The sequence below is a fragment of the Amycolatopsis sp. NPDC088138 genome, from assembly GCF_044741685.1.
Classification (GTDB): domain Bacteria; phylum Actinomycetota; class Actinomycetes; order Mycobacteriales; family Pseudonocardiaceae; genus Amycolatopsis.
Genome location: NZ_JBIUTB010000008.1, coordinates 693,364 through 718,528, shown reverse-complemented (window position 1 = coordinate 718,528; position 25,165 = coordinate 693,364). Strand labels below are relative to the sequence as shown.

Below are 25,165 nucleotides of genomic sequence, written 5' to 3'. Positions count from 1 at the left end.
ATTCACAGACAACCCTTCTGCCGGTCTACTGCGTTTCGTGAAACTGCCTATCCGTCATGCCACCAAGGCACGTCCGACTCGCCGAAGAGCATCGTGAACGTGGACACCGGGAAACGACCGTCCGGCGGGTGGAAATCTACGGTCGCCTCGATCTCTTCGGCGCTGAGCAAGGTCAGCCCTGCTTCCCGGAGCATCTCGATGATGCGCCTTTCTTCCGCGGGCCTGTCTTCACCAAAATCGGTGACTACGTCGGCGCGTGCCAATGTCGTATCGGGGTCGCCGCCGTACGCGAGCAACGCGTACGGCCCCACCCCCGACAGCCACAGCAGCCAGCCCGACCGGCTCCGGCGATGCGAGTTCAGGACATACGAGAAACTGACGTCCAGCGGGTCAGTCCAGTCCTCGACGACGAGGAACTCCCGGAACCCGTTCAGGAGCGACTTCCACGGGTTGTTTCCCAGCGCGTCAGCGAAGAATCCGTAGTACGGATTCCGGAGGTCTCCATAGGCACGGCGGGCATGCTCGAGGAACTCCTCCGACCGGTCGTCCGTCCCCAATGCCATGGCGAACCGTGCATCCCCTTCTTGACGTGCGTGCTCACGCGCACCGTCCACTGCCGTTTACCCTTGATTGACCGACCGACAGGATACGGCATCCGAAGCGTCCGGATATGCGGCTGACCCTGCTTGGGCTTGCCGAATGCCGCGCCGAGCCGGGTGTGGACGTTCGCCCACCGCCTGCCGCGGCCAGGATCGGCCGCCGGCCACGGATGGGCGAGGCGTCCCGGGCCATCGTCGCCGGCCACGACCTCGACGGCGCCCTGAACGCTTTCGAGGGCCAGTACCGGATCCTGCTCGGCCTGCCCGAGCCGTCCGCGGCGAACGAACCGGCGGTGGCATGATCAGCGGCCCCGAGTACAACCTCGCCGTCTGGAAGCCGGCCTACGCTGCAGCCGGGCTGGACTACATCCCGCGACGAGACGGCATGCACGGCATGCGGCACTTCTACGCCTCGGTCGCCCTTGCGTCCGGAGTGTCGGTGAAGGAACTGGCCGAGTACCTCGGTCACCACGACCCGGGCTACACGCTCCGGATCTATACCCACCTTGTCCCGTCAAGTCATCGCCGGGCGCGAGAGGCAGCCGACGGGATTTTCAAACCGCGCCACCGCGGCGGCACGGCTTGAAAATCCCGAGACGGCCTAGCGACGGCCTGACGCCATCAAAAGCTACATAACTGCAGGTCAGGCCATATCTACCCTACTTGTGCCAGAACTTCACGCCGCTCCACGTCACGGTGATCGGGCCTGCGCCGCTGGAGGTGCGGTAGCTGCCGAACTTGTCGTAGTAGCTGCCGCTCGGGCTGGAGATCGTCTGCTTCAGCGAGCCGTTGATGTACACCTTGTGCGAGCTGCCGACCTGGTTGATCGTATTCACTCGCACCGACGTGCCGACGGTTGCGCCGCTGCCCAGCGTTGCTCCGCCTTCCACGGCGTACATGCGGCCGCCGTTCTCGACCGCCAGCAGGAAGTACGGCCCGGAGTCCGAGCCGTCCCGGAAGGTCTGCTTGAGACTGATCCGGGAGCCGGTCATGCTGGTGATCTTGAACGAGCCCTCGAACTGGTGGGTGCCGCCCGTGTAGGTGTCGTAGCGGCGTTCCGCCCGCTGCTCACCGCTGCTGCTGGAGCAGGTGAGCTTGAAGGTGAGCCCGGACGTCGAGCCGCAGCCGACGTTCTGCGTCTTGTAGCCCGGCGAGTCCGAGGTCCACGTACCGCCTCCGACCTGGGCTTCCGCCGTCGGGGCGAGTACCGCCAGCCCCGCCGCGACCGTCACGAGCACTCCCGCACCGCGAAGTCTGCGCACCGTCCAACCTCCTGTGTGACTAGAGGCGGCGGTGACGGGACACAGGTTCAGACCTTTGTCCGGCTTGGAACAACTGTACGAGCCGGGGTGCCCGGTGGACAAGACCCACTTCCGCCCGGACGAGTGCGTCGGAAGTTTTCCCGCGTGTGTTGTCGAATCCGGCGGAGCTCGTTCGACACACTGGTGAAAGCAAGCTTGATCAACCTAGGAGCACCCCATGCGCACCCTGATCTCCACCTCGTTCGTCTCGCTCGACGGCGTCGTCGAAGGACCCGGCGGCGAGCCGGGCTACCGCAACTCGGGCTGGACCTTCAAGGACGTCGAGTTCGACCCCGCCGCCTACGAGATCAAGGGCAGCGAGCAGGAGGAGGCCACGGCCCTGCTGCTCGGCCGGGTCAGCTACCAGGTGTTCGCGCCGGTGTGGCCGGGCATGACCGTCGAGTTCGCCGGGTACAACGCGATGCCGAAGTACGTCGTGTCGACCACGCTGCAGGAGTCCGACCTGGTGACCAACTGGGGCGAGACGACCATCCTCCGCTCGCTGGACGACGTCGCCGCGCTCAAGGAGACCGAGGGCGGCCCGATCATCGTCAACGGCAGTGCCGCGCTGAACCGGGCGATGGCCGACGCCGGCCTGATCGACCGCTACCACCTGCTGCTGTTCCCGGTCCTGCTCGGCGCGGGCAAGCGGCTGTTCAGCGAGACCGACAAGGACAAGCAGAACCTCAAGCTCATCAGCAGCGAGGCGTACGGCAACGGGATCCAGAAGCTCGTCTACGACGTCGTGAAGTAGAACAAGTGTTCGACTGTGGTGTACGGTCGGGGCATGACGACACCGGCACTGCAGGCATCGCTGTTCGGTGAGTCGGGCCCCGTCACCCTCCACCCGCTCGCACCCCGGCGCACCGAGCTGGGCTCGGGTGCCTGGGTCGACGTGCAGCCCGGCTGGCTCGACGGCGCCGACGAGGTGTTCAGCGAGCTGGTCACCGGCGTCCCGTGGCAGGCGGAGCGGCGGCGGATGTACGACCGGCTCGTCGACGTCCCGCGGCTGCTCTGCTTCTACCGCGAGGCCGCCCCGCTCCCCCACCCCGTGCTGGCCGAGGCGCGCGCCGCGCTGAGCGAGCACTACGCGGGCGAGCTGGGCGAGCCGTTCCGCACGGCCGGCCTGTGTTACTACCGTGACGGCCGCGACAGCGTCGCGTGGCACGGTGACACGATCGGCCGCGGCAGCACCGAGGACACGATGGTCGCGATCGTCTCGGTCGGTGCCGCGCGCCAGCTCGCGCTGCGCCCCCGCGGCGGCGGCGAGTCCCGGCGCTACGCGCTGGGCCACGGCGACCTGATCGTCATGGGTGGCTCGTGCCAGCGCACCTGGGAGCACGCGATCCCGAAGACGAATCGTGCGGCCGGGCCGCGGATCAGCATCCAGTTCCGGCCGCGCGGGGTCCGCTAGCGACCGGGCACGCGTCGAAGCGCACCGCGACCGCGCGAAGCGGCGGCCGTGCCGCTTTGATTCAGCCGACCAGGACCGGCAGCTCGTCCAGACCGTACACAATGGACACCTTGCGGAACGAGAGCTCGTCGGCCGGTACGGCCAGGCGCAGGTTCGGGAACCGGCGCACAAGCGCGGGATACGCCGTGCGCAGCTCCATCCGGGCCAGTTCGGCGCCGATGCAGCGGTGGATGCCGTAGCTGAACGCGAGGTGCGACGTCGGCTCGCGGGTGGCGTCGAAGGTATCCATGTCCGGGCCCAGCTTGGTGTCCCGGTCCGCGGCCGACAGCGACACCAGCACGATGTCGCCCTCGCTGATGTGGACGCCGGCGATCTCCATGTCCTGCTTGGCGAACCGCGGGAACGCCATCTGCACCACGGTCAGGTAGCGCAGCAGTTCCTCGACGAAGCGGTGCACGGACTCGTCGTCACCGCGGACGGCGTCGAACGCCTTTTCGTCGCGCAGCAGCACCAGCGCGCCGAGGGCGAGCATGCTCGCCGTGGTCTCCAGGCCGCCGGTGAGCACGCCGTCGGCGAGCCCGGCCAGCTCCTGGTCGGAGATCTCGTCGCCGTGCTCCTTGATCAGCATGCCGAGCAGGCCGTCACCGGGCTCCGCGCGCTGCTTCTTCACGATTTCGAGCAGGTAGGTCAGCGACTCGGACATCGCGCCGAGTGAGGCACTCGCGCCACCGAAGAGGTCGAATCGGGCGGTGCTCAGGCGCTGGAAGTCTTCGCGGTCCTCGTAGGACACACCGAGCAGTTCGCAGATGGTGAGCGACGGGATCGGCAGCGCGAACGCCTGCCAGAGGTCCACGGGGCCGTCGGCGGCGGCCATCGCGTCGAGCTGCTCGGCGACGATCTCGTCGATCCGCGGGGTCAGCCGGTTGAGCCGGCGCATGGTGAACTCGGGCGTGAGCAGCTTGCGCAGGCGGGTGTGCACCGGCGGGTCCGCGAAGCCGAGGCCGCCCGGGTTCTGGTCCTCGGTCACCCCGGCGCTGCCGACCAGGTTGGTGAAGTCGGTGGAGAACTCCGTCACCTTGCCGAGCACGGCCTTGGCCTCGTCGTACCCCGTGACCAGCCAGGCGTTCATCCCGAACGGCAGATCGAGCTTGCTGATCGGGGCTTCGGCCCGGATCGCGCCGATCTCCGCGACCGGGTCGAGGCCGTCGCGCTTGAGCGGCTGCAGTGCCGAATCGGGCAGGAAGGACGACATCTTCTCGAGGTCGAAGCCCTTTTTCGACTGCCACGCGAGGTAGCGTCGGCCGACCCAGCCCAGGACCCGTGAGCGGAGACTCCCCATGTCTTCGACAGTACCCCACTAGCCCGATCGGGTGAGCGGGCACGAGACGGGGTTCACCTGCCCGAAACCTGGCCGGCCGGCACGTGTCCGAAGTGGACGGGTACCCGCGCGGCGCCGGCCGGGCCATGCTGGGGCGATGAACCGCTACCTGCTCGACAACCGCAGCCCCGAGGCCGGCGAACGGTTCGCGGCGCTCGCCGAGCTGTTCGACCCGTGGACCTTCCGGCACCTCGACGACCTGGGGCTCGGCGAGGGGTGGCGGTGCTGGGAGGTCGGTGCCGGCGGCGTCTCGGTGCCGCACGGCCTGGCCGGGCGCGTCGGGAGCACCGGCCGGGTGCTGGCCACGGACATCGACGTGTCGTGGGCCGGGCCCGCGGCCGGCGGCGCGCTCGAGGTGCGACGGCACGACGTGCTCCGCGACCCGCCGCCGGCGGAGACGTTCGACCTGGTCCACGCCCGGCTGGTCCTGGTCCACCTGAAGGACCGCGCGGCCGCGATGCAGGTCATGGTCGACGCGCTCCGGCCGGGCGGCTGGCTGGTGATCGAGGACGGCGACCCGGCGCTGCAGCCCCTCGCCTGCCCGGACGAACGCGGCCCCGCCGAAGCGCTGGCGAACCGGCTGCGCACCCGGATCCGGACGCTGATGGCCGAGCGTGGCGCGGACCTCGCCTACGGCCGCACGCTGCCCCGGCTGCTGCGCGAGTCGGACCTCACCGACGTCCGCGCCGAGGCCTACTTCCCCGTCGCGGCACGCGCGTGCGCGGTCCTGGAGGCGGCCACGGTCCGCCACGTCCGCGACCAGCTCCTGGCCGCGGACCTGGCGACGCCCGAGGAGATCGGGACGCACCTCGCGAACCTCGCGCGCGGTGACCTGGACCTCATGCTCGCGCCGATGATCACCGCGTGGGGCCGCAAACCGGCCTGAGCCTCACCGCCGCGGCGGCAGCTCCCGGTTCTGGGTGATCCGCCCGTGTTCGCTCGCGATGTAGTGGAGGTATGGCCGGCCCAGATCGTCAGGGCCGGTGTAGAGCGTCTGGGACTTCCCGTCGGCCTCGGTGTTGACGCCGTTGGTACGGGCCAGCACGCCGGACGCGGTCAGCCATTCCCGGGACGCGCGCACCGGCCGCCAGTTCCGGCCGTCGCCGGTCAGGTCGCCGAGGACCTTGGTCATCTCGGCCGAGCCGGAGATCCGCAGGTTCTGGTCGTCGGTGATGTTCGCGGTCGCGTCGGTGGTCAGCGGGTAGGACCAGGTGTGCCGGTCCGCCGCCCGCACCCGGCCGTCCACAGTGGACGTCGAGGTCTGCTGGCCCGCGTCGGCCTGCACGACGTGCTGGGTGAAGCCGCCGCCGGTGACGTCGTCGCTGTTGCGGTAGTCGCGGGTGCGCTCGACGCGGGTGTAGACGCGCCCCGCCGAGGTGTCGACGTACCCCGCGGTGACGTCGAGGCGTTTTGCCGTGACGGTCGCGTTGACCCCGCCGGCGATGTCCTTCACCGTCGTCTGCCGCACCGGGGCCGCCGCGACGTCGTCCTGGGTGAGCGCGCCGGACGTCCGCGCGGCGTGGTCGTCGGTGGAGAGCAGCAGGGTGGGCACGACGGTCCACTCGCCGCCGATGTCCGGCACGGTGAACGACAGGTCGTGCGCGCCGCCGTCGACGAGCTCGCCGACGAACGGCGTCACGTCGTAGGTCTCGGAGTGCAGGCTGAAGGTGTCGATCGCCACGATCGGGCGCCACAGCTGCGGCACGATCCCGCCGGAGTAGATGTGCGGGAAGGTGAACGCCGAGCCGGCGGCCGTCCCGTCGATCGCGAAGTTCGCCTCGCGGTAGGGCCCGTGGCCGCACATCCCGGCCGCCGGGTACTTCGCCGAGACCTCGTCCGGGACGTCGTCGAACCACTGCTCGTCACACGCGTGGCCTTCGAGCGTCACTTCCAGCTGCGCGCGGGTGATGTTGCGCGGCAGGTCCTTCGCGGTGAAGTGGACGGTCGGCGCCGCGGGGGTCGCGTCGGCGTGGCCCATCCCCGTGACGTGGTCGGCGACGTCGGGCGCGGGGTGCTTCCGGTCGGCGCGGTAGTAGGTGAGCGTCACGGTCTGGGCGTAGACGCCGGTGTAGACGTCGGAGGTGAAGTTCTCGATGCCGCCGCGGAAGGGCTGCGGGGTGCGCAGCAGCGCGCTGTAGGGCGTGAGGTCCTTGTCGAAGTGGTAGGTGATCGGGCGGTTGCCCTCGCCGCTGGGTTCTTCGGTGGTCCCCCACCAGACCTCGGCGTCACCGATCTTCAGGTCGCCGATCCGGTCGTACTGCCGCCCGCTGACGGTCACGGTCTGGTCCATGACGACCTTCGCCCACGGCCCGGCGCACGCTTTCGGCGGCGTGAGCGTGCCTTGGTAGAACTGCGAGGTGCCGTCGGCGGCGTTGGAGCGGAAGGCGTCGGCGAGCGTGACGGTGCAGTGCGGCGTGTCGGGCCGCGTCACCGCGGGCGCGGCCAGCACGGGATCGTCGGTGTCGTGCTCGAGAACAGGATCGGCGGAGGCGATTCCCCCACCCACCGCGGTCATCAGCAGCAGGGACAGGACGATCGTGAAGATCCGCACCCGGACTCCTCCCAGTGGCAGGAAACGCGAGTCGAATCCTAGTACCGCGATCATGCGACTTATGGTGGGAAACAGCCTTCAGTGAAACGTTTCATCATCGTGCTAGGCTTGGTTTTTCTCAGCGAGGGGGTGCGGTGGTCGGCATCAAGGACGTCGCGAAACGGGCCGGCGTCTCGATCGGCACGGTGTCCAATGTGGTCAACCGGCCGCACGTGGTCGCGACCGCCACCCGCAACCGGGTGCTTTCGGTCATCGAGGAACTCGGGTACGTCCGCGACGAGTCCGCCCGGCAGCTGCGGGCCGGCAGCAGCCGGATCCTGGGACTGCTGGTGCTGGACCTCGGGAACCCGTTCTTCGTCGACGTCGCCCGCGGCGCCGAGCAGGCCGCCCACGCCGAAGGCCTCAACATCATCACCTGCAACAGCGGCCAGCGTTCCGACCTCGAAGCGTCGTACCTGGCGATGTTCGCCGAACAGCGGGTCCGCGGCGTGCTGCTGAGCCCGGTCGGGGCGTCGAGCGAGGCGCTGCACGCGTTCCGGCGCAGCGGCACGCCGTACGTCTTCGTCGACCGCAAGGCCTCGACGAGCGAAGCGAGTTCGGTCGCGGTGGACGACGTCGCCGGCGGCGCGCTCGGCGCCCGGCACCTGCTGGAGACCGGCCACGACCGGATCGCCTTCGTCAACGGCCCGGCCATCCTCGACCAGTGCCGCGACCGCGAGCAGGGCGTCCGGTCGGTGCTGTCCGGTTCGGCGGCCGAGCTGACGGTGCTGGAAGGGCTCGGCCTCGACGTCGAGTCGGGCCGGGACGCGGGTTCCCGGCTGCTCGGCATGAGCCCCCGGCCGACTGCGGTGTTCTGCGCCAACGACCTGCTCGCGCTGGGTGTGCTGCAGGCGATGGTGGGCGCGGGCGTGCGCGTGCCGGAGGAGATGGCGATCGTCGGGTACGACGACATCGAGTTCGCGGGCGCGGCGGCGGTCCCCCTGACCTCGGTCCGCCAGCCCGCCCGGCGCCTCGGGCGCACCGCCGCGGAGCTGCTGCTGGCGGAGACGGCGGACACGAAGGCGGAACGCCAGGCTGTCGTGTTCACCCCGGAGCTGGTGGTCCGCGAGTCGACCCGCGTGCGCCGCTGATCGTCTAAATGGTTTGAGTCCCGCCCGATCGTTAGGCATGCTAACGATCATGACCAGCAGATGGGTGCGCCTCCAGGCCGTAGCGGTGTCCGGTTCGGCTTGTGAAGGACTGCTGCTGGCGGCGCTGCCCCTGCTGGCCGTGTCGATCACGACCGATCCGCGTGAGGTGTCGCTGGTCAACGTCGCCGGGCAGGCGCCGTGGCTGCTGCTGTCGCTGTTCGCCGGGGTACTCATCGACCGCGTCCGGCGGACCGCCGTGCTCGCCTGGGCCTACGCCGTGCAGGTCGGGACCGCGCTGGTGCTGGCCGCGATCACGACGGCCGGGGCGCTGACGCTGCCCGCCCTGCTCGTCATCGCGTTCGTCATCACCTCCGCGCAGGTGCTCGGGGACGGCGCGAGCGGCGCGCTCGTGCCCGAGCTGGTCGAGCCGGACCGGCTGGCCCACGCCAACGCGCGGCTGACGGTGATCGACCGGGGTGTGGTGCAGTTCATCGTCCCGCCGGCGACCGGCTTCCTGATCGGCGTCGGGACCGGCGTACCCGCGTGGCTGGCCGCCGGGTTCGCGCTGGCCGCGCTGGTGCTGGCGCGGCGGATCCCGTCGGAGTCGGTCGTGGCCGCGCGGACCCACCCGCTGCGCGACCTCTCGGCCGGGCTCACGCACCTGGTCCGCACGCCGCTGCTGCGGTCGATCACGATCAACGTCGCGCTGGGCTCGTTCGCCGCGAGCGCCGGCAGCTCGATGCTGGTGCTGTACGCGACGCAGGTGCTGCACGTCGGTTCGGTCGGCTACGGCATGCTGCTGGCCTGCCTCGCGATCGGCTGGGTGCTGTCGTCGTTCGTGGTGCAGAAGATCGTCGACCGGCTCGGCTATTCGTGGTCGATGCGGCTGGCGCAGGGCCTGGGCGCGGTGGCGCCGCTGCTGCTGGCCGTGCTCCCGCCGTGGCCGGCCCTGATCGGGCTGGTGCTGGTCTTCATGACCTCGACGGTGCTGGTCTGGAACGTGTGCTCGCAGTCGAGCCGCCAGCGCTTCACACCCGCGCCGCTGCTCGGCCGGGTGCTGACCAGCCACCGCGCGCTGGCCTGGGGCCTGACGCCGCTGGGCGCGCTCACCGGCGGTCTGGTCGCGGCCCACTGGAGCCTGCGCGGCGTCTGGGTGATGGTCGCGGTGATCCAGGCGGTCAGCGCGGTCCTCGTGTGGTTCCAGCTGTCGCCGGAAGCCTTCCGCCGCACCGAAGAACTGGCGGCGGCCGGGGCCTGAGCACGACGACGATCAGCGGCGGTCCAGCGCGGCCACGCACACCCGGACCGCCTCCGCGGCCTCGCAGGTGACGGCCGGATCCTCGCCCCGGCGCTCGAAGACCTGGTACCGGCCGCCGCCCGCCGGGCGTACCCACGGGCCGGACACCCGGGACGGCTCCGCGGTCGGCCGGAACGACATCGTGGTCACCGACTTGACCGGGTACATCCGCCGCAGCCTCGGCTCCCGCATCGCCGCCTCGACGAACCCGCCCAGGCCGTCCAGGTCGTGCGCGCGGTACAGCTGCCACCGCAGCTCGATCGGATCGCCGCTCTCGTACGCGTCGGCGACCGCGACGAAGTCGGCGAACGGCCACGCGGCGGCCAGGTCACGCGCGGTGGCACCACCGAGCCAGGCCGCGGTGGCTCCGGTGACCTCCGCCAGTTCGGTCGTGGACAGCCAGCTCAGGTACCGCCCGCGAAGCCGGTGCCGGACGCGGAACAGCCGCAGCTCCGTGAGCGGAATGACGGAGACGGCGCGGTCACCGTTGCGCACCACGGCCTTGAAACCGCCGAAGGCACCTGGAGCGTCGCTCATCTCGATGTCGCAGCCGGGACACGCGGCCCGCAGCATGGCCTCGAGGCCACCGGCGTCGGCGAGTTCCGGAAACGGTGCTTCCCCCACGCCATCCAAGATAACCGGCTCGTCGCGGGTGATACCGGGTGGCGTGCCAGGTCGGGGCACCGGCACGCCACCCGGTCGTTACTGATCTCCCAGAGCCAAGGCCACCGCACCCAGCAGCGCCGCGTCCTGGTCGAAGCGGGCCGCCACCAGTTCCGGGGGGAACGGGACCGCGTGGGCCAGCCGGGCCGCCAGGGCCGGCAGCAGCACGTCCGCCGAGCGGACCAGGCCGCCGCCGACCGCGATGCGCTGGGGGTCCACCATCAGCGCCAGGTTGGCCACGTGCATCGACAGCTCGTCGAGCGCCGCGGTCACCAGCTCCTTGGCCTCGGCGTTCTCCTTGGCCAGGGCGAACAGCTCGCCCGCGGTGACCGGGCGGCCGAGCAGACTGCTCGCCCGGCCGCCCAGCCCACGCCCACCGACGGCTTCCTCCAGCGGCGCCGCTCCGCTGGCGAAACCCTCGGTGTCCTGCGGTGAGAGCAGGTTGTACCCGATCTCACCCGCAGCTCCGTTGGCGCCGGTCAGCAACCGGCCGCCGACCAGTACCGCCGCGGCGATACCGGTGCCCAGCGAGAGGAACACGGCCGGATCGGTCCCGGCCAGCGCGCCCCACCGCCATTCCGCGAGTGCTGCCGCCTTCGCGTCGGTCCCGACCGAGATCGGCACGTCCGGGAACTCCGCCGCCACCAGCTCCGCCAGGTGCAGCTGCTCCCAGCCCGGCACGTTCGGCGCGAGCAGGATCCGGTCCGGCAGCACGATCCCCGGGCTGACGACGCCGATCGCGGCAGGCACGGCGCTCGCGTCGGCCAAGAGCCCCCTGGCTCCGGCGAGCGCCCGCACGACCACCTGGTCGGCTCCCGCCTGCGCGTCGGTGTCCAGCCGGCAGGTGGCCAGCAGGTTCCCGTCGTGGTCGGCGAGCCCCAGCGCCACCTTCGTGCCGCCGAAGTCGATCCCGAGAATCACTTCGCTTGTCACTCCCTGGTCCCCTCGATCTGCGGCGCCACCGCCGCGTCCCCGTGGTGGCCGTGCCCGCCGGCCGCCCCCACCACGATCCGGCCGGTGTTGAACCCGTCGACGCTGATCACCGGCGCGGCGCCACGCAGGTCGGACGCCTTGTAGGTGACGGTCAGCGTCTGCGACTGGCCCGGCCACAGCGTGATGTCGTTGTCGTCCCAGGTCGCGGCCGCGAGCTGGTTGTCACCACCCGCCTCGTGCCCGTCCGGCGTGCCGCGCCGGACGTCGGCCCGCAGGAAGAAGCCGACCGCCGGGGTCTTCGACGTGTTGGTGACGGTCACGGTCGTGACGGTGTCGTCCCCGTTCGGCCCGCGGCCCGGCTTCGTCGACGCGACGGCGCCGACCTGCGACTTCGGCAGGTCCTGCAGCGCCTGCAGGTTGCTGTACTGCGACAGCGTCGCCTGCGGGTTGCCCAGGGTCTTGCCCCAGTCGACGACGTCCTTCTGCGTGGAGAGCCAGTAGACGTTGCGGTCGACGACCTTGCCGCCCTGCTTCACCTGCAGCTCGACGAAATACACCTTCGCGGGAGCCGGCGCCTTGGTCTCGGCGGGCACCTTCGGCTTGAGGACACCGGTCTTCACGCCCTGCGAGCCCAGCGAAATCCCGGACGCCGTCTGGTCGTCCAGCACCTTGCCCGCGGTGTCGAGCACGCGAGCCTGCACCGAAAGGCCGTTCTGGGTACCGGCGCCGAGGTTGTCGACGGTCACGGAACCGTTGTCGTAGCCGTAGATCGCGTGCAGCGGCTTGTTCGCCTTCTTGGCGCCGAAGAACGCGCCCGCCTGGTCGCCGTCGTCGTTGTAGAGCGACCACAGCAGGGTCGGCCAGCCCTTGTTCAGCTGCCAGTAGACAACACCCGTCGCCGGGTTGTCCTTGTCGGTCGAGTGGTGCAGGAACGCCTCGAACTGCGAGCGGGTGTTCTCGTAGTTCGCGATGTTCGCGAGGTCCACATAGGACTTGAGCGAGTTCCACTTGCCGTAGCGCTGGCTGATCGACTGGTCGAGCGTGTACAGCGTGCCGAACGCGTAACCGCCGTGGTCGGGCTCGAAGTTGGCGTGGTACTGGTTGTACGCCGGGTCCTGCCACAGCTTCGCCTGCTCGGTCGGCGAGAGGAACCGCTTGATCGAGTCGAGCGTCGGCACGGTGTGCCCGGCGCTCTGCTCGCTCGCGAAGCCCCACGAGCCGCCCGCGTTGGTGCGCGACGAGTCGTCCGCGTCGAAGTGCGAGGTGTCGTACCAGTAGGACGGCGGGACCCAGTCGTACGGGCCTTCCTTCTCGCCCGAATTGCCCAGGGTCGGCGTGCTCTTGTACTCCGCCGAGGCGATCACCGGCACCTGGAAGTCGGCGTCCTTGAACGCCTTGAGCGTCTCGCTCTCCTGGCGCGGCACCGGCTCGTTGTCGCTCCAGCCGTAGTTGAAGACGCTCGGGTGGCTCCGCTCCATCTGCGCGATCGTGTAGGCCGAGTCGTGCATGATCCGGTAGTCGCGCTCGGTCAGCGTCGAGGCGTCCTCGGGCTGCCAGGCGTCACAGCAGATGAACCCGCCGATCACGAGCAGCCCGGCGCGGTCGGCCTGGTCGTAGAAGTCCTGCGGCATGTCGTGACCCTCGAGCCGGACGCCGGACAGGCCCATGTTCTTGATCAGCGCGATCTGGTGCGCGGTGTCGGCCTTGTCGTAGCGCAGGAACAGGTCCGGCGCGAAGCCGCCGCCGCGGAAGACGAAGTCCTTGCCGTTGATGGAGAACTGGCGCGCGCCGTCGGGCAGCGGCACCGACTTCCCGACCAGGCGCGAGGTCACCGTCCGGATGCCGAAGGTGCTCTTCGACGACGTCGACAGCGTCCCGTTCTGCGAGACCGCGGTGGTCAGCGTGTACAGCGGCTGGTCGCCCATCGAATAGGGCCACCACACCTTCGGCTTGCTGATCTTGACCGGCGCGAACGTCACGGTCTGCTTGGTGTTCGCCGGGATCGTCGCGCGCTGCTTGACGACGATCGGCGAGCCCGAGGGCGGGGTGATCGTCGCGGCGACGTCCCCGGTCTGCGGGCCGGCCGCGTTGTTGGTGACGTCGACCTTCACCGTCAGCGAGGAGCTGGACAGGTCGGGGGCGTTGTCCTGCACGACGTGCGCGTTGTCGCCGGTGAGCGCGTCGGACACCTGCAGGGTCGGCGGGAACTGGATGCCGGTGTTGTTGTCCGGCGGGATCTGGCCCCAGTCGACCTGGTCGAGGGTGTACATCTTCGACGGGTCGTTCGGGTAGACCTTGATCGCCAGGGTGTTCTTGCCCGGCTTGACCAGCTTCGAGACGTCGAAGGTGTGCCCGGCGTACGCGCCACTCACGATGTCCTTCGAAGCCACCAGCTTGCCGTTCACCCAGACGTCGCCCTCGCCGACGATGCCCGGGATGGTCAGCTTCGCGCTCTGTCCCGGACGGAAGTCGGGAGCGAAGTCGGTGCGGTACCACCACGGGTCGGAGAACGGCTTGGTGACGACCGGGCCGACCGAGGTGACGTACCCGAAGCACTTGCGCATGTTGTCCGAGACGAAGACGTCCGGGCACTTCCCGTTCTGCACCAGCGCGTTGATCTCGGTGCCGGGCGCGCCGGCGTCGTCCGGCTTCACCGGCAGCCAGCCGCGGGTGGCGTAACCGGGCGTGGAGACCTTGTCCCCGCCGTCCTTGACGCTCGCGGTGGTCAGCACCTGCCAGCCCTGCGCGCCGATCGTGCTGAGGCCGTGCGCCTGGGCGGCTTCCTGGTGGGCGGGTTCTTGAGCCGAGGCCGGCGCGGCCACGCTCAGCACCCCGGGCACCAGGATCAGCGCCGCGACGGCGGCGATCCTGGCCTTGGGCGACTTCGTCATGCGTGAGCCCCTTCGGTGTCGGCGAACGCTTCCTTGATCTCCTTCGGCCCGAACGGCCAGGTCTTCTCGGTCTTCGCGTAGACCAGGTACGCGATGCCGCCGAGCACGAGCCAGCCCAGCGACAGCCCGATCGACAGCGGGGTCGCGGAGACGTAGATGTAGACCCAGCCGACGAGCGCGAGCAGCGTCGGGAACGGGTAGAGCCACTGCCGGTACGGGCGCTTCAGGTTCGGCTGCCGGCGGCGCAGCACCCAGATGGCGGCGACCTGGGCCAGCGACTGGATGATCACCAGGGTGGCGACGGCCGCGTTGATCACGTCGGTCAGGGTGAACAGCGAACCGATGATCGTGATGGCACCCATGGTGAGCACGCCCGCGGTCGGCAGGTTGAGCTTCGGGTGCAGCTTGGCGAACACCGACAGGAACACCTTGTCGCGCGCGGCTTCGAACGGCACGCGCGAGCCGCCGAGCAGGCCGGCGAACACCGAGCCGATGGCCGCGATGACGATGAAGACGGTGACGATCTTCGCCGTCACGCTGCCCCACGCCTGCTCGAGGACGGTCGAGGCGACCGAGGTGGCCGTCTTCAGCTCCTCCAGGGGCACCGAGCCGAGCACGCCGACCTGCAGCAGGAAGTACAGCGCCATGATGCCCACGATCGAGAAGAGGATCGAGCGCGGCAGGGTGCGGCCCGGCGTGCGGACCTCGCCGCCGAGGTAGGCGGTGGTGTTGTAGCCCAGGTAGTCGTAGATGGCGATGATCAGGCCGGCGCCGAGGCCGCCCCAGAACGTGCCCTCGCCGGCCGAGCTGAACGCGCCGGGCGTGAACGCGAACGCCTGCGAGGCGCTGAAGTGCGTCGCGGCCGCGACGATCGTGGTGAGCACCGCGACCAGCATGACCACGAACAACCCCGTGGTGAGCTTGCCGATCTGCCCGATCTTGCGGAACAGCGCCAGCACGATGAGCAGCGTGACGCCGATGCCGATGATCTTGCCCAGCGCGGTGACGCCGCCGTCGTCGGTGACGCCCGGGATCAGGTAACCGAGGTACTGGACCAGGCCGATGATGCCGGTCGACATGATCAGCGGGATGAACAGCACCGCGCTCCACACGAACAGAAACGGCATCAGCCGCCCGGTGCGGTACTGGAACGCTTCACGCAGGTAGATGTAGGTGCCGCCGGCGCCCGGCATGGCCGCGCCGAGTTCGGCCCAGATGAGCCCGTCGGCCAGAGCGACGATCGCCCCGATGATCCAGCCGAACATCGCCTGCGGGCCGCCCATGGTCGCGACCATGGCGGGGATCGTGACGAACGGGCCGATGCCGCACATCTGGGTCATGTTGATCGCGGTGGCCTGCAGCGGGCCGATCTTGCGCTCAAGGGCGGGCTGCGGGGAAACCGCGGGCCCGGACTCCCCTGAACGAGTGGGTGAACTCACGACGTGCCTCCGTCCGATAGTTAGTAAAGTTTCTTAACATAAAACCCTCGGGGTCGAAAGGGTTCCGTAGGTAAACTTGCGGCAACGCGGACAGGAGATGGGGACGTCGTGGGCCAAAACGGGCCGCAGGTGGGGACTCCGGCCAGCATGCGGGCGCTGAACCAGCGCCTCGTGCTGGAAAGGCTTCGCGCGCACGGCGAAGCGACCCGGCCGCAGATCGCGGCCGACACCGGGTTGTCGAAACCCACGGTCGGGCAGGCACTGCTCGACCTCGAACAGCACGGCCTGGTGCGGGCGACCGGGCGCAGCCTGGCCGGCCCCGGGCGCGCGGCCGTCGTGTACCAGGCCGCGCCGGACGCGGGGCACGTCGTCGGCGTCGACATCGGGCGGCGCGCGATCCGCATCGCCGTCGCCGACCTCGACGGCAGCATCGTCGCGCGGCTCGACGAGCCCAACCGGTGCCGCTCGGCGAGCGCACTGGTGCGCACGGTGAGCGAATCCGTCGAACGCGCGGTCGCGTCGGCCGGGCTGAACCCGCACGAGGTCGTCTCGACCGTCGTCGGCACCCCCGGCGTCCCGGACCCGGCGACCGGGACGGTGCACCGCGCGCCCAACCTGCCGGGCTGGGAACGCCGCGGGCTGCTGCACGAGCTCGTCGCCGCGCTGGCCGGGGCCGGGTCGGACGTCGTGGTCGAGAACGACGCGAACCTGTGCGCGGTCGGCGAGCACGCGCTCGGCGCCGCGCTGGGTGTCGACGTGCTGGTGTGCCTGACCGTCGGCACCGGCATCGGGATGGGGCTGCTGGTCAACGGCAGGCTGTTCCGCGGCGCGCACGGCGCGGCGGGCGAGATCGCCGACCTGCCGTTCGGGCCCCTCCCCGACTCCGGTGGCACCGACGCACACCGGCCCGGCCCGGTGGAGACGGCGGCGGCGGGTCAGGCCGTGGTCGCCGCGGCCCGCGAGCACGGGCTCACCAAGGCGCGCTCGGCGAAGGACGTCTTCCGGCTGGCCCGCCAGGGCGACGAGCGGGCGCTGCGGGTGGTCGAGGACGAGGCGGAGAAGCTGGCGTACGTCGTCTCGGCGGTGACGGCGGTGCTGGACCCGCGGCTGATCGTGCTGGGCGGCGGGATCGGCGGCAACGCGGACCTGCTGGCCGAGCCGATGCGGCGGGCACTGGCCGCGACGGTGCCGGTGGTCCCGGAGATCGTGGCCGGCCAGCTGGGCGAGGACGCGGTACTGGCCGGCGCCATCGCGACGGCCCTGGGCACGGCTCGCGACCTGGTGTTCGACCGGCGCGGCCTGCGCCGCGCGGCGGGCGAGGCCTAGCGTCCACTTCGGACCGGAGCGTCAGTCCGAGCGGCCGCGCAGGGTCAGCACCACGCGCAGCACGTGCTCGACGGCCGCCGGGAACGCGGCCCCGCGCAGCTCGCCGCGGTCGGCCAGGTTCCGGGACGCGAACTCCAGCTCGCGCTCCGGCCCGCCCCGCCGCACCACGAGCGCGGCCAGCTCCTCGAGGTCGAGGTCCGGGTGATCGAGGCGCGTCAGGGCGAACTCGACGATCAGTTCCTCCTGCGTCACATCCGCCTCCTTCCGGCCCTTTCCAGCCTACCCGCGTCGGCCGTGGTGGCAGGCCGTGCAGCCGATCACGGCGGCTACCGGTCCTCGGCCGCGGGGCCGTGGCCGCAGTGGGCGCGAAGCAGCCCGAACGCCGGATCTCGGCCGACACCCGGGAACACCGGCACCGTCGGCGGAGGACCGGCTTCACCCGTCCGTGAGCCGGATCGTCGACTGGGACCGCAGTGGCGCATTGTGACCGGTCTGACCTGGCTTACTGTACCGTCCAGCCGGTACAGTAACGGGCATGACCACGTACGCGCCCACCTCCGCACCGTTGAGCCACCGCCGCCGCTGGGCGGCGCTGAGCGTGCTGGTCGGCGCCGTGCTGCTGCTCGCCGTCGACGGCACCGTGCTGTACCTCGCCGTGCCGTCCCTGACCCGCGAGCTCTCCCCCAGCGCCACCGAGATCCTCTGGATCGGGGACGTCTACTCGCTCGCCCTGGCCGGCCTGCTGGTCACGGCGGGTAACCTCGCCGACCGGTTCGGCCGCAAGAAGGTGCTGCTCATCGGCACCGCGGCGTTCGGGGTGGCGTCCACGCTGGCCGCCTTTTCCCCCACCGCGGGGGTGCTCGTCGCGGCGCGGCTGCTGCTCGGGATCGCCGCGGCGACGATCATGCCCTCGACGCTGTCGATCATCCGCACGCTGTTCACCGACCCCCGCGAGCGCACCCGCGCCATCGCGATCTGGTCGGCGGGCTCCGGCGGCGGCATCGCGCTCGGCCCGCTCGTCGGCGGCGCGCTGCTGGAGCACTACTGGTGGGGTTCGGTGTTCCTGATCAACGTGCCGATCGTCGTCGTCTTCCTCGTCGCCGGCGCGTGGCTGCTGCCGGAGTCGCGTGACCCGAACCCGGGCCGGTTCGACCTGCTCTCGGCCGCCCTCTCGATGGCCGCGATCGTGCCGCTGGTCTACGCGGTCAAGCACGCGATCGGCTCCGGCGTCGACGCGCAGGTGGTGCTGACGGCCGCCGTCGGGATGGTCTCGGGCTTCCTGTTCGTGCGCCGGCAGCGCCGGGCGGCCGACCCGCTGATCGACGTCACCCTGTTCCGCAACGGCGCGTTCAGCGGGGCCGTGGTGGCCAACTTCGTCGCCGTCTTCGCGTTGATGGGCCTGCTGTTCTTCTTCTCGCAGTACCTGCAGCTGGTCCGCGGTTTCAGCCCGCTGCAGGCCGGGCTGGCCGAGATGCCGGCGACGCTCGCCTCGATCGCGGTCGTGGCCGCGGTCGGCGTGGTCGTCACGCGGCTCGGCCGGGGACGCGCGGTCGCCGTGAGCCTCGCCGTCACGGCGGCCGGGCTGCTGCTGGTCGCGGTCACCGAGCAGGCGCCGCAGTACCTCTGGCTGGGCCTGACGCTGGTGCCGGTCGGGCTCGGTGTCGGGCTGGCGCTGACGCTGACCGTGGACTCGGTGCTGTCCGCCGTCCCACGGGACAAGGCGGGCTCGGCGTCGGCGATCTCCGAAACCGCGTACGAACTGGGTGCCGCGCTGGGCATCGCGCTGCTCGGCTCGGTCGTCACGCTCGTCTACCGCGGCCTGCTGCCGTCCGACTCGGCCCCCGGGGTCCGGGAGTCGCTGGCGTCGGCGGTGACCGTGCTCGACCCGGTGTCGCCGCAGGCCGAGGCGGCCCGGCAGGCGTTCACCGGCGCCATGCAGGTCACGTCGGTCACGGCGGCGGTCGTCACCGCCGTCGCCGCGGTGATCGCCTGGCGTACGATCCCGTCCGGAAAGGACTGAGCATGCCGCGCAAAGCCGGGCGCAGCCCGGAAGACACCCGCCGGGCCCTGCTCGACGCCGCCGGGACCACGATCCGCGGCCGCGGGGTGTCCGCGTCGCTGGACGACATCGCCCGGCAGGCCGGCGTCTCGAAAGGCGGGCTGCTCTACCACTTCCCGGCGAAGGACGCCCTGGTGCGCGCGCTCGCCCAGGACATCCTCGACGCCTTCCGGGCCGAGGTGTCCGCCGCGCTCGACCCGGCGGACACCGGCCCGGGGCGGCTGACCCGCGCGTACGTCCGGGCGTCGCTGGACACGTCGCAGGACGAGGTCGCGGTCCGCGAGAACATCGCGCTGATCGCCCAGCTGATCTCGATCCCCGAGGTCGCCGAGCTGGCCCGCGCGGACGCCGAGCGCTGGGACCGCGAGCTCCACGCGGACGGCCTGCCCGCCGACGTGGTGACCCTGGTCGTCGCGGCGGCCGACGGCGCGAGCACGGCACCGCTGTGGGGCGTCGGCATCAACGTCGGCGCGGCGCGGCGACTGGAACGGCAGCTGCTGGACCTGACCCGCGAAGCGTGACATTCGCCCATACTGGACAGGTGAGCGAACTCGTGCCCGTCCCCGCCGCCTGGGAGCACCGGCGCCGCGGGCTGACCACCCGGGTCGCCGCGTGGATCCTCGCCGCCGGGCTCGTGCTCGCCCTCGCCGTCGCATTCGAGGCCGTCGCGGTGCAGCGGACCGGGAGCCGGCTGAGCACGTCGGGGCAGGAAGCGCCGGCCACGGTCACGGAGATCCTGCCGCACAGGTCCGGCTACAACGTGCAGGTCCGGTTCACCACCGCGGACGGCCGGGAGATCTCCGCCCGGCTCGTGAACTTCCCGCGTGACCCGGGCCTGGGGGTCGGCGACCGGCTCCGCGTCGGGTACGACCCCGAACGCCCGGACGCCACCCTCTGGGACGTCCGGGATCCCTTGGACTACACGGGCTCGGCGATCTTCCTCGCCGCGCTCTCCGCGGTGCTGGCCGCCGCGTCGTTCCTGTTCTTCTGGGTCGTCCGGCGGCGGCGCGGCTAGCGCACCGCGAACACCATCCCGATGTCCGCCGCTTCCTGGATCGGATCCTGCTCCGCGGTGACCGTGAAACCCTTCGCCTCGAACACTTCCCGGATCGTGTCCCGGTGGCTCCGCCAGCCTTCGACCTCGACGACCGCCTGCCGGACGAGCGGCCAGTGGCGGTCTTCGATGCCGTGCAGGACGTCGAGTTCCGCGCCTTCGACGTCGACCTTGAGCAGGTCGACGCGGTCGATGCCCTGCTCGTCGAGCACCGCCGACAACGGCCGGACGCGGACGCGGTGGGTCTCCAGCTCCCGCATGACCCGCAGCTTGCGCCCGACGATTCCCCGCAGCACCGGCGCCGGCACCCGGCGCGCGGCGGAGCCGAGGCCGCCCCGGCGGATCATCTCGACGATGCTCGCCGTCACGCGCTTGCGCTCGGCCTCGACGTTTCCCGCGTCCCGCAAGGAAGACGAGAAGATCGTGGCCGCCGGGAAGTAGCTGAAGTCGAGGTCGTCCTCACCCGAGGACAACCCGAACGGCAGCGCGGTCAAGGCGCCGCCGAAGAACTCGCGGGCGTTGCGCTCCAGCGTCTCGAAGAGCGGCGGCATCGGCTCGAACGCGAAGATCCGGACGTCACCGTCCAGCCGCTCGTAGACGGCCGCCGAGAAGACGCCGACGTTGGCCCCGACGTCGAGAACGGTGGCGCCGGGCGCGAACTCGATGCCGTGGGCGAAGTAGCCACCCACCTCCTCGCGCAGGAACGACACTTCCCACGGGTTGATGCTGTGCAGGTCGATCGCGTCCATCGTCACGCGCAGAGGCTTATCAGCATCGGGTACCGGTGGTCCAGACCCGGACGTCGGGACGCTGCCGTCACCAACCTCCTCGACGCATTCGTTCCGGCCACAAGGGAAACCGGAATCGTCCGCTAGTGCACGCCTCCATTTCAATGAGCTCCGCAATACCCGCAGGTCACGGAGTCGAGGCCAACCACGACCACACCAATGACACAAAGTCATCGTGAATCACTCGTTCGGGCGATCAAGCCCAGCTCCTACGGCATCCCCAGTGCCATTCAGATCAGCACGATAACTCCACTCAGCCGAGCGATGTCAGGAAGAGCATCACCGTGCGGAGTCAAAGCTGCTTCAAAGACGGGCTTCCTCTCGCAGAGCCAGGTTTTTCACTCCGCGAACATGATCTTCGCCGATGGCGGTCGTTCCCTTTTTGGTTTCGCCATGGCTAAAGTGCTCCCAGCACCTTCGCCGAGGGTGTGCTCGGCTGGCAGGAACCTAGGGCGAGCACACCACAGGAGGGAGGTGATCCCTGGTGGCAAAACGCTTTCACCTCACGGTGAAGGTGGCAGGCCCGGTCACGATCAAGGTGACCGGGGCCGCCATCCTGGCCCTGGTACTGGGTACAGCTGTGCTGTACCTCGTCCTTCAGCGGGCATAAGGAGATGCGGGGAAGTCGTGCGGCTTGCCGGAGCCAGCGGCTTTCCCGCGTCGGGAACTCCCAGGACACCGCGGAGCGGTGCCCTGTGCAGGGTAACGCTCAGACACGCATTCGACGCAAGCACTTCAATCGAACGGTTCGCACTTCACCCTATTCGACCAAAGACCCGGACGTCGGGACGTCGCTCAGCCGACGGCGACGCCCAGGTCGGCCTCGAAACCCGACGGCACGAGCACGTCCGAACGGCTCAGTTCGCCCACGCTCCGCTTCCCCAGTGCCAGCAGCGTCGAGTCGATGCCGTTGCGGAGCACGTCCAGGACGTTCTCCACGCCCGTCTGGCCGGCCGCGGCCAGGCCCCACAGGTACGCGCGGCCGACCAGCACGGCGCGCGCGCCCAGTGCCAGGGCCTTGACGACGTCGCTGCCGCGGCGGATGCCGCCGTCCAGCAGGATCTCCACCCGGTCGCCGACGGCCTCGGCGATGGCCGGGAGGGCGCGGATGGTCGCCGGGGTGCCGTCGAGGTTGTTGCCACCGTGGTTGGACACCGAGATCGCGCTGACGCCGGCGTCCACCGCGCGGCGGGCCTCGTCGACCCGGATGACGCCCTTGAGCAGGAACGGGCCGTCCCACCGCGCCCGCAGCCAGGCCACGTCCTCCCACGACGGCGGCGGCGTCTGCATCCACTGGCCGTAGGCGCCGAAGAACGTCGGTGACGGTTCGCCGGGCGAGGCCATGTTCGGGACGCCGAGGTCCGGCAGGGCGCGCGTGCGCACGTAGTCCATCAGCCAGCGCGGGTGGGTCAGGCCTTCCGGCGCGAACCGCAGCAGCTCGCGGAAGGTCAGCCGTTCGGGGATGTGCGGGCTGCCCCAGTCGCGGCTGTGCGAGAACGACCAGTCCAGCGTCAGGATGATGCCGACGGCCCCGGCGGCGCGGGCGCGCTCGAGGCGGCGCTGGATGTCCTCGCGGCTGCCCGTCCAGTAGACCTGGAAGTACGTGTTCGGGTTGGCCGCGACGACCTCCTCGATCGGCTTGCTGCCGAACGAGCTGAGCCCCATCGACGTCCCGCGCGCGGCGGCGGCCCGGGCCACGGCGACCTCGCCGTCCGGGTGCACCGCCTGCACCCCGGTCGGGGAGATCAGCACCGGCAGCGCGACGTCGCGGCCGAGCACGTGCGTGCTCAGGTCGCGCTCGCCGAAGTGGCCGGCCGTGCGCGGCGCGAACCCGAGCTCGTCGAACGCGGCGACGTTGTCGGCCAGCGTCAGGCCCTTTTCGGAACCGGCGATCAGGGCCGAGTAGACGGAGCCGGGGAGACGCTTCTTCGCGCGTCGCTGCGCTTCGGCGACCGATTCGAACCAGGTCATCGTTGTCCCTTCGGGTCGATCTTGAGCGGGCGCCGGACGAGCGCCGGGCGCACCGGCACCGTGGTGCGGTGCGCCAGGCACCCGGCCCAGACGCCGGTGCCGTAGGCGATGTCGTCGGCGATCGCGGCCGCGGTGTAGCGGACGGGATCCAGCTCCGGCCGCCGCCCCGCCCACGCGGTCAGCGGCGGGCCCAGCAGCAGCGAGGCGACGGCGGCGCGGCGGCCCCAGCGCCGCCGTCCGCCGGGGACCAGCAGCGCGACCAGGAGCGGGGCCGCGAACTGGGTGCCGTAGCGGCCGCAGCCGAGCCAGGTCTGCCGGACGGCGGTGGCCATCGCGCGCACGACCCCGGCGTCCGGGACGTCGTGGGCGTGCAGGAGCTTGCGCATGCTGCCCACCGAGCCGCCGAACGCCAGCGCGGCGAGCACCGGACGGCGGGCCAGCAGCGCACCGGCGGTCAGCGCGGGCCAGGGGTGCAAACCCAAGGGCGCCAGCGCTTTCGGGTGCCGCAACGCCAGTGGCGCGGCGGACGTGCCGTAGCGGGCCCGGCGCCCGAGCAGGGCGCGCCAGGTCTCCGGCTCGTGGTGGTCGACGGCGACGTCCGGGGCGTAGCGGACCCGGAACCCGGCCTCGTGCAGCCGCCAGACGAGGTCGACGTCCTCGCCGACCCGCAGCCGCGGGTCGAAGACCGAGCCGTCGATCGCGACCGACGTCAAGGCGCTGCGGCGGACGACGAGCGCGGCGGTCGGCACGTACGACGTCCGTGTGCCGGGCGCAACGCGCGCAGGCCGGTCGCCGAGGTCGAGGCTGCCCGCGGCGCGGGTGTACCGGCCGGCCCAGCTGTCCGGCGCCAGTGCGCGCACGCGGGGCGCGACGGCGGCGAGCAGCGGGTCGGCGAAGTGCGTCGTGAGCCGGTCGACCCAGCCCGCTGTGGGAACGCAGTCGCTGTCCAGGAAGGCGATCAGCTCGGTGCCGACGTGGTCCAGCGCGGTGTTGCGCGCGGCGCCGGGGCCGCCGTTGACGTCCCGGCGGACGAGCTTCGCGCCGTGCGCGGCGGCCACGGCCGCGATCGCGGCGGCGTCGTCCGACCCGTCGTCGACGACCAGGACAGGATGCTTCCCGTCGAGCCCGGCCAAGCAGCGGTCGAGCAGCTCAGCGCGGTCGCGGACCGGGACGACGACGGTGACGTCCGCGGGCGCTTCGGGCTCCGGGGGCACGGGGTGCGCGAGACCGGCGTCGGTGAGCCGCCGGGCGAGCGCGCCCGTGGCGGTGGAGGTGACCGGGCCGTCGCCGAGCTCCTGCCAGGCTTTGCGTCCCGCCTCGGTCAGGCGCAGCACGCGGGCCGGGGAGCCGCCGAACCAGAGGCCGTCGGAGAGTTCGCGGGTGTCCTGGTCCAGCGCGATGCGGAACCCGGGCGGCAACGGCGTCACAGGGACAGTCCTCCGTCCACCGGCACGACCGCGCCGGTCATCCCGCCGCTGTCAGCGCCGGCGAGGAACGCCAGCACGGCGGCGACTTCCGCCGGGTCGAGAAGCCGTCCGGCGGGTTGCTGCTCGGCGAACGCGGCCGCCTCGGGCAGGTCGTAGAGCCGGGCGCTCTCGGCGAGGATCGGGGTGTCGGTCGAGCCGGGGCTGACGGCGTTGGCGGTGACACCGCTGCGGCCCAGTTCGGCGCCGAGCGCGCGAATGAGCCCGGCGACCCCGGCCTTGGCGGCGCAGTAGGCGGCGAGCATCGGCAGGCCGCGCGTCGCGGCGGCCGAGGCCACGGCGAGAAACCGCCCATCGCGTGGTTCGGTCCGGCGAAGCAGTGCGGGCACGGCGGCCCGGGCGAGGTGGAGGACGCCATTCAAGTTGACTTCAAGGACGGCCTTTTCCTGCTCTTCCGGGACCTCCCAAAGCGGCACTCCCCCGGCGATCACGCCCGCGGCGGCGATCGCGACGTCGAGCCCACCCCAGCGCCGCTCGGCCTCGGCGACGGCGGCGGTCATGGCTGCGGGGTCGCGGACGTCGGCGACGAATGCCGCGGTGTTCTCGCCCGCCTTTTCGACCACAGTGGACAGTTCGGCGGCGGTGCCCAGGGGGTACGGGAGGGCCGGATCGTCAGCGGTGACGTCGACGGCGAGGACGGCGTAGCCCTGCTCGGCTAGGCGAAGAACGGTCGCGGCGCCGATCCCGCGAGCCGCGCCGGTGACGAGGGCGGTGCGGATGCTCATGCGACCACCGCCGTGGTGTCCACAAGGGACAGTTCGGATGTGCACACGGAGCGCAGGACGGTGACAGCGCCACGCCATTCCTGCTCGGCGATCGCGCCACCACCGGGCGCCGGGAATCCAGCGCGCGCGAAGTGTGGACCGAGGGCAAGAGCAGTCGCCGTC

General features: G+C 71.1%; 24 protein-coding genes. 11 read left to right on the top strand and 13 right to left on the bottom strand.

All coding sequences use genetic code 11. The features are described 5' to 3' along the window. Positions 1-47 precede the first annotated feature (47 nt). A complete protein-coding gene (locus ACIOD2_RS44000; protein ID WP_400551500.1) occupies positions 48-614 on the bottom strand; it encodes a hypothetical protein in 567 nt (188 codons plus the stop codon). 56 nt (positions 615-670) lie between these two features. Here ACIOD2_RS44000 and ACIOD2_RS43995 point away from each other — a divergent pair, with 56 nt between their 5' ends. Together ACIOD2_RS43995 and ACIOD2_RS43990 are read left to right on the top strand one after the other, a co-directional pair. Beyond that, complete coding sequence (locus tag ACIOD2_RS43995) at positions 671-901, top strand: hypothetical protein (RefSeq protein ID WP_400551498.1); 231 nt, start codon at positions 671-673, stop codon at positions 899-901. Further along, positions 898-1,185 (top strand): tyrosine-type recombinase/integrase, encoded by a 288-nt coding sequence (locus ACIOD2_RS43990; protein WP_400551496.1) that lies wholly within the window; start codon positions 898-900, stop codon positions 1,183-1,185. Before ACIOD2_RS43995 ends, ACIOD2_RS43990 begins: the two co-directional genes overlap by 4 nt. A 73-nt stretch (positions 1,186-1,258) precedes the next feature. Here ACIOD2_RS43990 and ACIOD2_RS43985 read toward each other — a convergent pair whose 3' ends face one another. Further along, complete coding sequence (locus ACIOD2_RS43985; RefSeq protein WP_400551494.1) at positions 1,259-1,861, bottom strand: hypothetical protein; 603 nt, start codon at positions 1,859-1,861, stop codon at positions 1,259-1,261. Positions 1,862-2,078: 217 nt separating this feature from the next. On the opposite strand from ACIOD2_RS43985, the gene ACIOD2_RS43980 reads away from it, so the two are divergent. After that, a complete protein-coding gene (locus tag ACIOD2_RS43980) occupies positions 2,079-2,654 on the top strand; it encodes a dihydrofolate reductase family protein (RefSeq protein ID WP_400551492.1) in 576 nt (191 codons plus the stop codon). Between the two features lie 33 nt (positions 2,655-2,687). Then, the gene (locus ACIOD2_RS43975) at positions 2,688-3,314 is read left to right on the top strand and encodes an alpha-ketoglutarate-dependent dioxygenase AlkB (RefSeq protein WP_400551490.1); all 627 of its coding nucleotides are present in this window, start codon (positions 2,688-2,690) and stop codon (positions 3,312-3,314) included. Between the two features lie 61 nt (positions 3,315-3,375). Here the strand turns inward: ACIOD2_RS43975 and ACIOD2_RS43970 are convergent, their stop codons facing one another. Continuing rightward, positions 3,376-4,653, bottom strand: a complete 1,278-nt coding sequence (locus ACIOD2_RS43970; protein WP_400551488.1) for a cytochrome P450 — start codon at positions 4,651-4,653, stop codon at positions 3,376-3,378. Positions 4,654-4,789: 136 nt separating this feature from the next. On the opposite strand from ACIOD2_RS43970, the gene ACIOD2_RS43965 reads away from it, so the two are divergent. Continuing rightward, positions 4,790-5,578 (top strand): methyltransferase domain-containing protein, encoded by a 789-nt coding sequence (locus ACIOD2_RS43965; RefSeq protein WP_400551486.1) that lies wholly within the window; start codon positions 4,790-4,792, stop codon positions 5,576-5,578. 3 nt (positions 5,579-5,581) lie between these two features. Here the strand turns inward: ACIOD2_RS43965 and ACIOD2_RS43960 are convergent, their stop codons facing one another. Further along, the gene (locus ACIOD2_RS43960; RefSeq protein ID WP_400551484.1) at positions 5,582-7,243 is read right to left on the bottom strand and encodes a peptide-N4-asparagine amidase; all 1,662 of its coding nucleotides are present in this window, start codon (positions 7,241-7,243) and stop codon (positions 5,582-5,584) included. 134 nt (positions 7,244-7,377) lie between these two features. Here ACIOD2_RS43960 and ACIOD2_RS43955 point away from each other — a divergent pair, with 134 nt between their 5' ends. Together ACIOD2_RS43955 and ACIOD2_RS43950 are read left to right on the top strand one after the other, a co-directional pair. Then, complete coding sequence (locus tag ACIOD2_RS43955) at positions 7,378-8,373, top strand: LacI family DNA-binding transcriptional regulator (RefSeq protein WP_323330655.1); 996 nt, start codon at positions 7,378-7,380, stop codon at positions 8,371-8,373. Positions 8,374-8,422: 49 nt separating this feature from the next. Further along, positions 8,423-9,631 (top strand): MFS transporter, encoded by a 1,209-nt coding sequence (locus tag ACIOD2_RS43950; RefSeq protein ID WP_400551482.1) that lies wholly within the window; start codon positions 8,423-8,425, stop codon positions 9,629-9,631. A 12-nt stretch (positions 9,632-9,643) separates the two neighbouring features. On the opposite strand, the gene ACIOD2_RS43945 is transcribed toward ACIOD2_RS43950, so the two are convergent. The 4 genes from ACIOD2_RS43945 to ACIOD2_RS43930 form a co-directional block, all read right to left on the bottom strand. Further along, positions 9,644-10,294 carry a DUF6193 family natural product biosynthesis protein gene (locus tag ACIOD2_RS43945; protein WP_400551480.1) on the bottom strand — a complete coding sequence of 217 codons (651 nt, stop codon included), beginning with the start codon at positions 10,292-10,294 and terminating at the stop codon, positions 9,644-9,646. A gap of 78 nt (positions 10,295-10,372) precedes the next feature. Further along, entirely contained in the window at positions 10,373-11,266 is an 894-nt protein-coding gene (locus tag ACIOD2_RS43940) for an ROK family protein (RefSeq protein ID WP_400551478.1), read from the bottom strand. Then, entirely contained in the window at positions 11,263-14,157 is a 2,895-nt protein-coding gene (locus tag ACIOD2_RS43935; RefSeq protein WP_400551476.1) for a glycosyl hydrolase 2 galactose-binding domain-containing protein, read from the bottom strand. The genes ACIOD2_RS43940 and ACIOD2_RS43935 overlap by 4 nt, the downstream gene beginning before the upstream one ends. Next, positions 14,154-15,596, bottom strand: coding sequence for an APC family permease (locus ACIOD2_RS43930; protein WP_400551474.1), 1,443 nt, complete (start codon positions 15,594-15,596; stop codon positions 14,154-14,156). Before ACIOD2_RS43930 ends, ACIOD2_RS43935 begins: the two co-directional genes overlap by 4 nt. Before the next feature lie 147 nt (positions 15,597-15,743). On the opposite strand from ACIOD2_RS43930, the gene ACIOD2_RS43925 reads away from it, so the two are divergent. Next, positions 15,744-16,922, top strand: a complete 1,179-nt coding sequence (locus ACIOD2_RS43925; RefSeq protein ID WP_400551472.1) for an ROK family protein — start codon at positions 15,744-15,746, stop codon at positions 16,920-16,922. Positions 16,923-16,943: 21 nt separating this feature from the next. Here the strand turns inward: ACIOD2_RS43925 and ACIOD2_RS43920 are convergent, their stop codons facing one another. Further along, the gene (locus tag ACIOD2_RS43920) at positions 16,944-17,174 is read right to left on the bottom strand and encodes a hypothetical protein (protein ID WP_247050471.1); all 231 of its coding nucleotides are present in this window, start codon (positions 17,172-17,174) and stop codon (positions 16,944-16,946) included. Between the two features lie 283 nt (positions 17,175-17,457). Between ACIOD2_RS43920 and ACIOD2_RS43915 the strand changes: the two genes are divergently transcribed. From ACIOD2_RS43915 to ACIOD2_RS43905, 3 genes are read left to right on the top strand one after another with little or no spacing between them, the layout of a single operon-like run. Next, complete coding sequence (locus ACIOD2_RS43915; RefSeq protein ID WP_400551470.1) at positions 17,458-18,942, top strand: MFS transporter; 1,485 nt, start codon at positions 17,458-17,460, stop codon at positions 18,940-18,942. 2 nt (positions 18,943-18,944) lie between these two features. Then, positions 18,945-19,502: a TetR/AcrR family transcriptional regulator gene (locus ACIOD2_RS43910; protein ID WP_400551468.1), complete on the top strand. Its 558-nt coding sequence runs from the start codon at positions 18,945-18,947 to the stop codon at positions 19,500-19,502. A 20-nt stretch (positions 19,503-19,522) separates the two neighbouring features. Continuing rightward, positions 19,523-19,996: a DUF3592 domain-containing protein gene (locus tag ACIOD2_RS43905; protein ID WP_400551466.1), complete on the top strand. Its 474-nt coding sequence runs from the start codon at positions 19,523-19,525 to the stop codon at positions 19,994-19,996. Here ACIOD2_RS43905 and ACIOD2_RS43900 read toward each other — a convergent pair. From ACIOD2_RS43900 to ACIOD2_RS43885, 4 genes are all read right to left on the bottom strand, one after another. Continuing rightward, a complete protein-coding gene (locus ACIOD2_RS43900; RefSeq protein ID WP_400551624.1) occupies positions 19,993-20,784 on the bottom strand; it encodes an FkbM family methyltransferase in 792 nt (263 codons plus the stop codon). The two genes, ACIOD2_RS43905 and ACIOD2_RS43900, sit on opposite strands and share 4 nt — an antisense overlap. 834 nt (positions 20,785-21,618) lie before the next feature. Then, positions 21,619-22,794, bottom strand: coding sequence for a pre-mycofactocin synthase MftD (gene mftD, locus ACIOD2_RS43895; protein ID WP_400551464.1), 1,176 nt, complete (start codon positions 22,792-22,794; stop codon positions 21,619-21,621). Then, complete coding sequence (mftF, locus tag ACIOD2_RS43890) at positions 22,791-24,221, bottom strand: mycofactocin biosynthesis glycosyltransferase MftF (RefSeq protein ID WP_400551463.1); 1,431 nt, start codon at positions 24,219-24,221, stop codon at positions 22,791-22,793. The genes mftD and mftF overlap by 4 nt, the downstream gene beginning before the upstream one ends. Next, on the bottom strand, positions 24,218-25,003 hold the full coding sequence (locus ACIOD2_RS43885; RefSeq protein WP_400551461.1) for a mycofactocin-coupled SDR family oxidoreductase: 786 nt from the start codon (positions 25,001-25,003) through the stop codon (positions 24,218-24,220). The genes mftF and ACIOD2_RS43885 overlap by 4 nt, the downstream gene beginning before the upstream one ends. Positions 25,004-25,165: the final 162 nt, after the last annotated feature.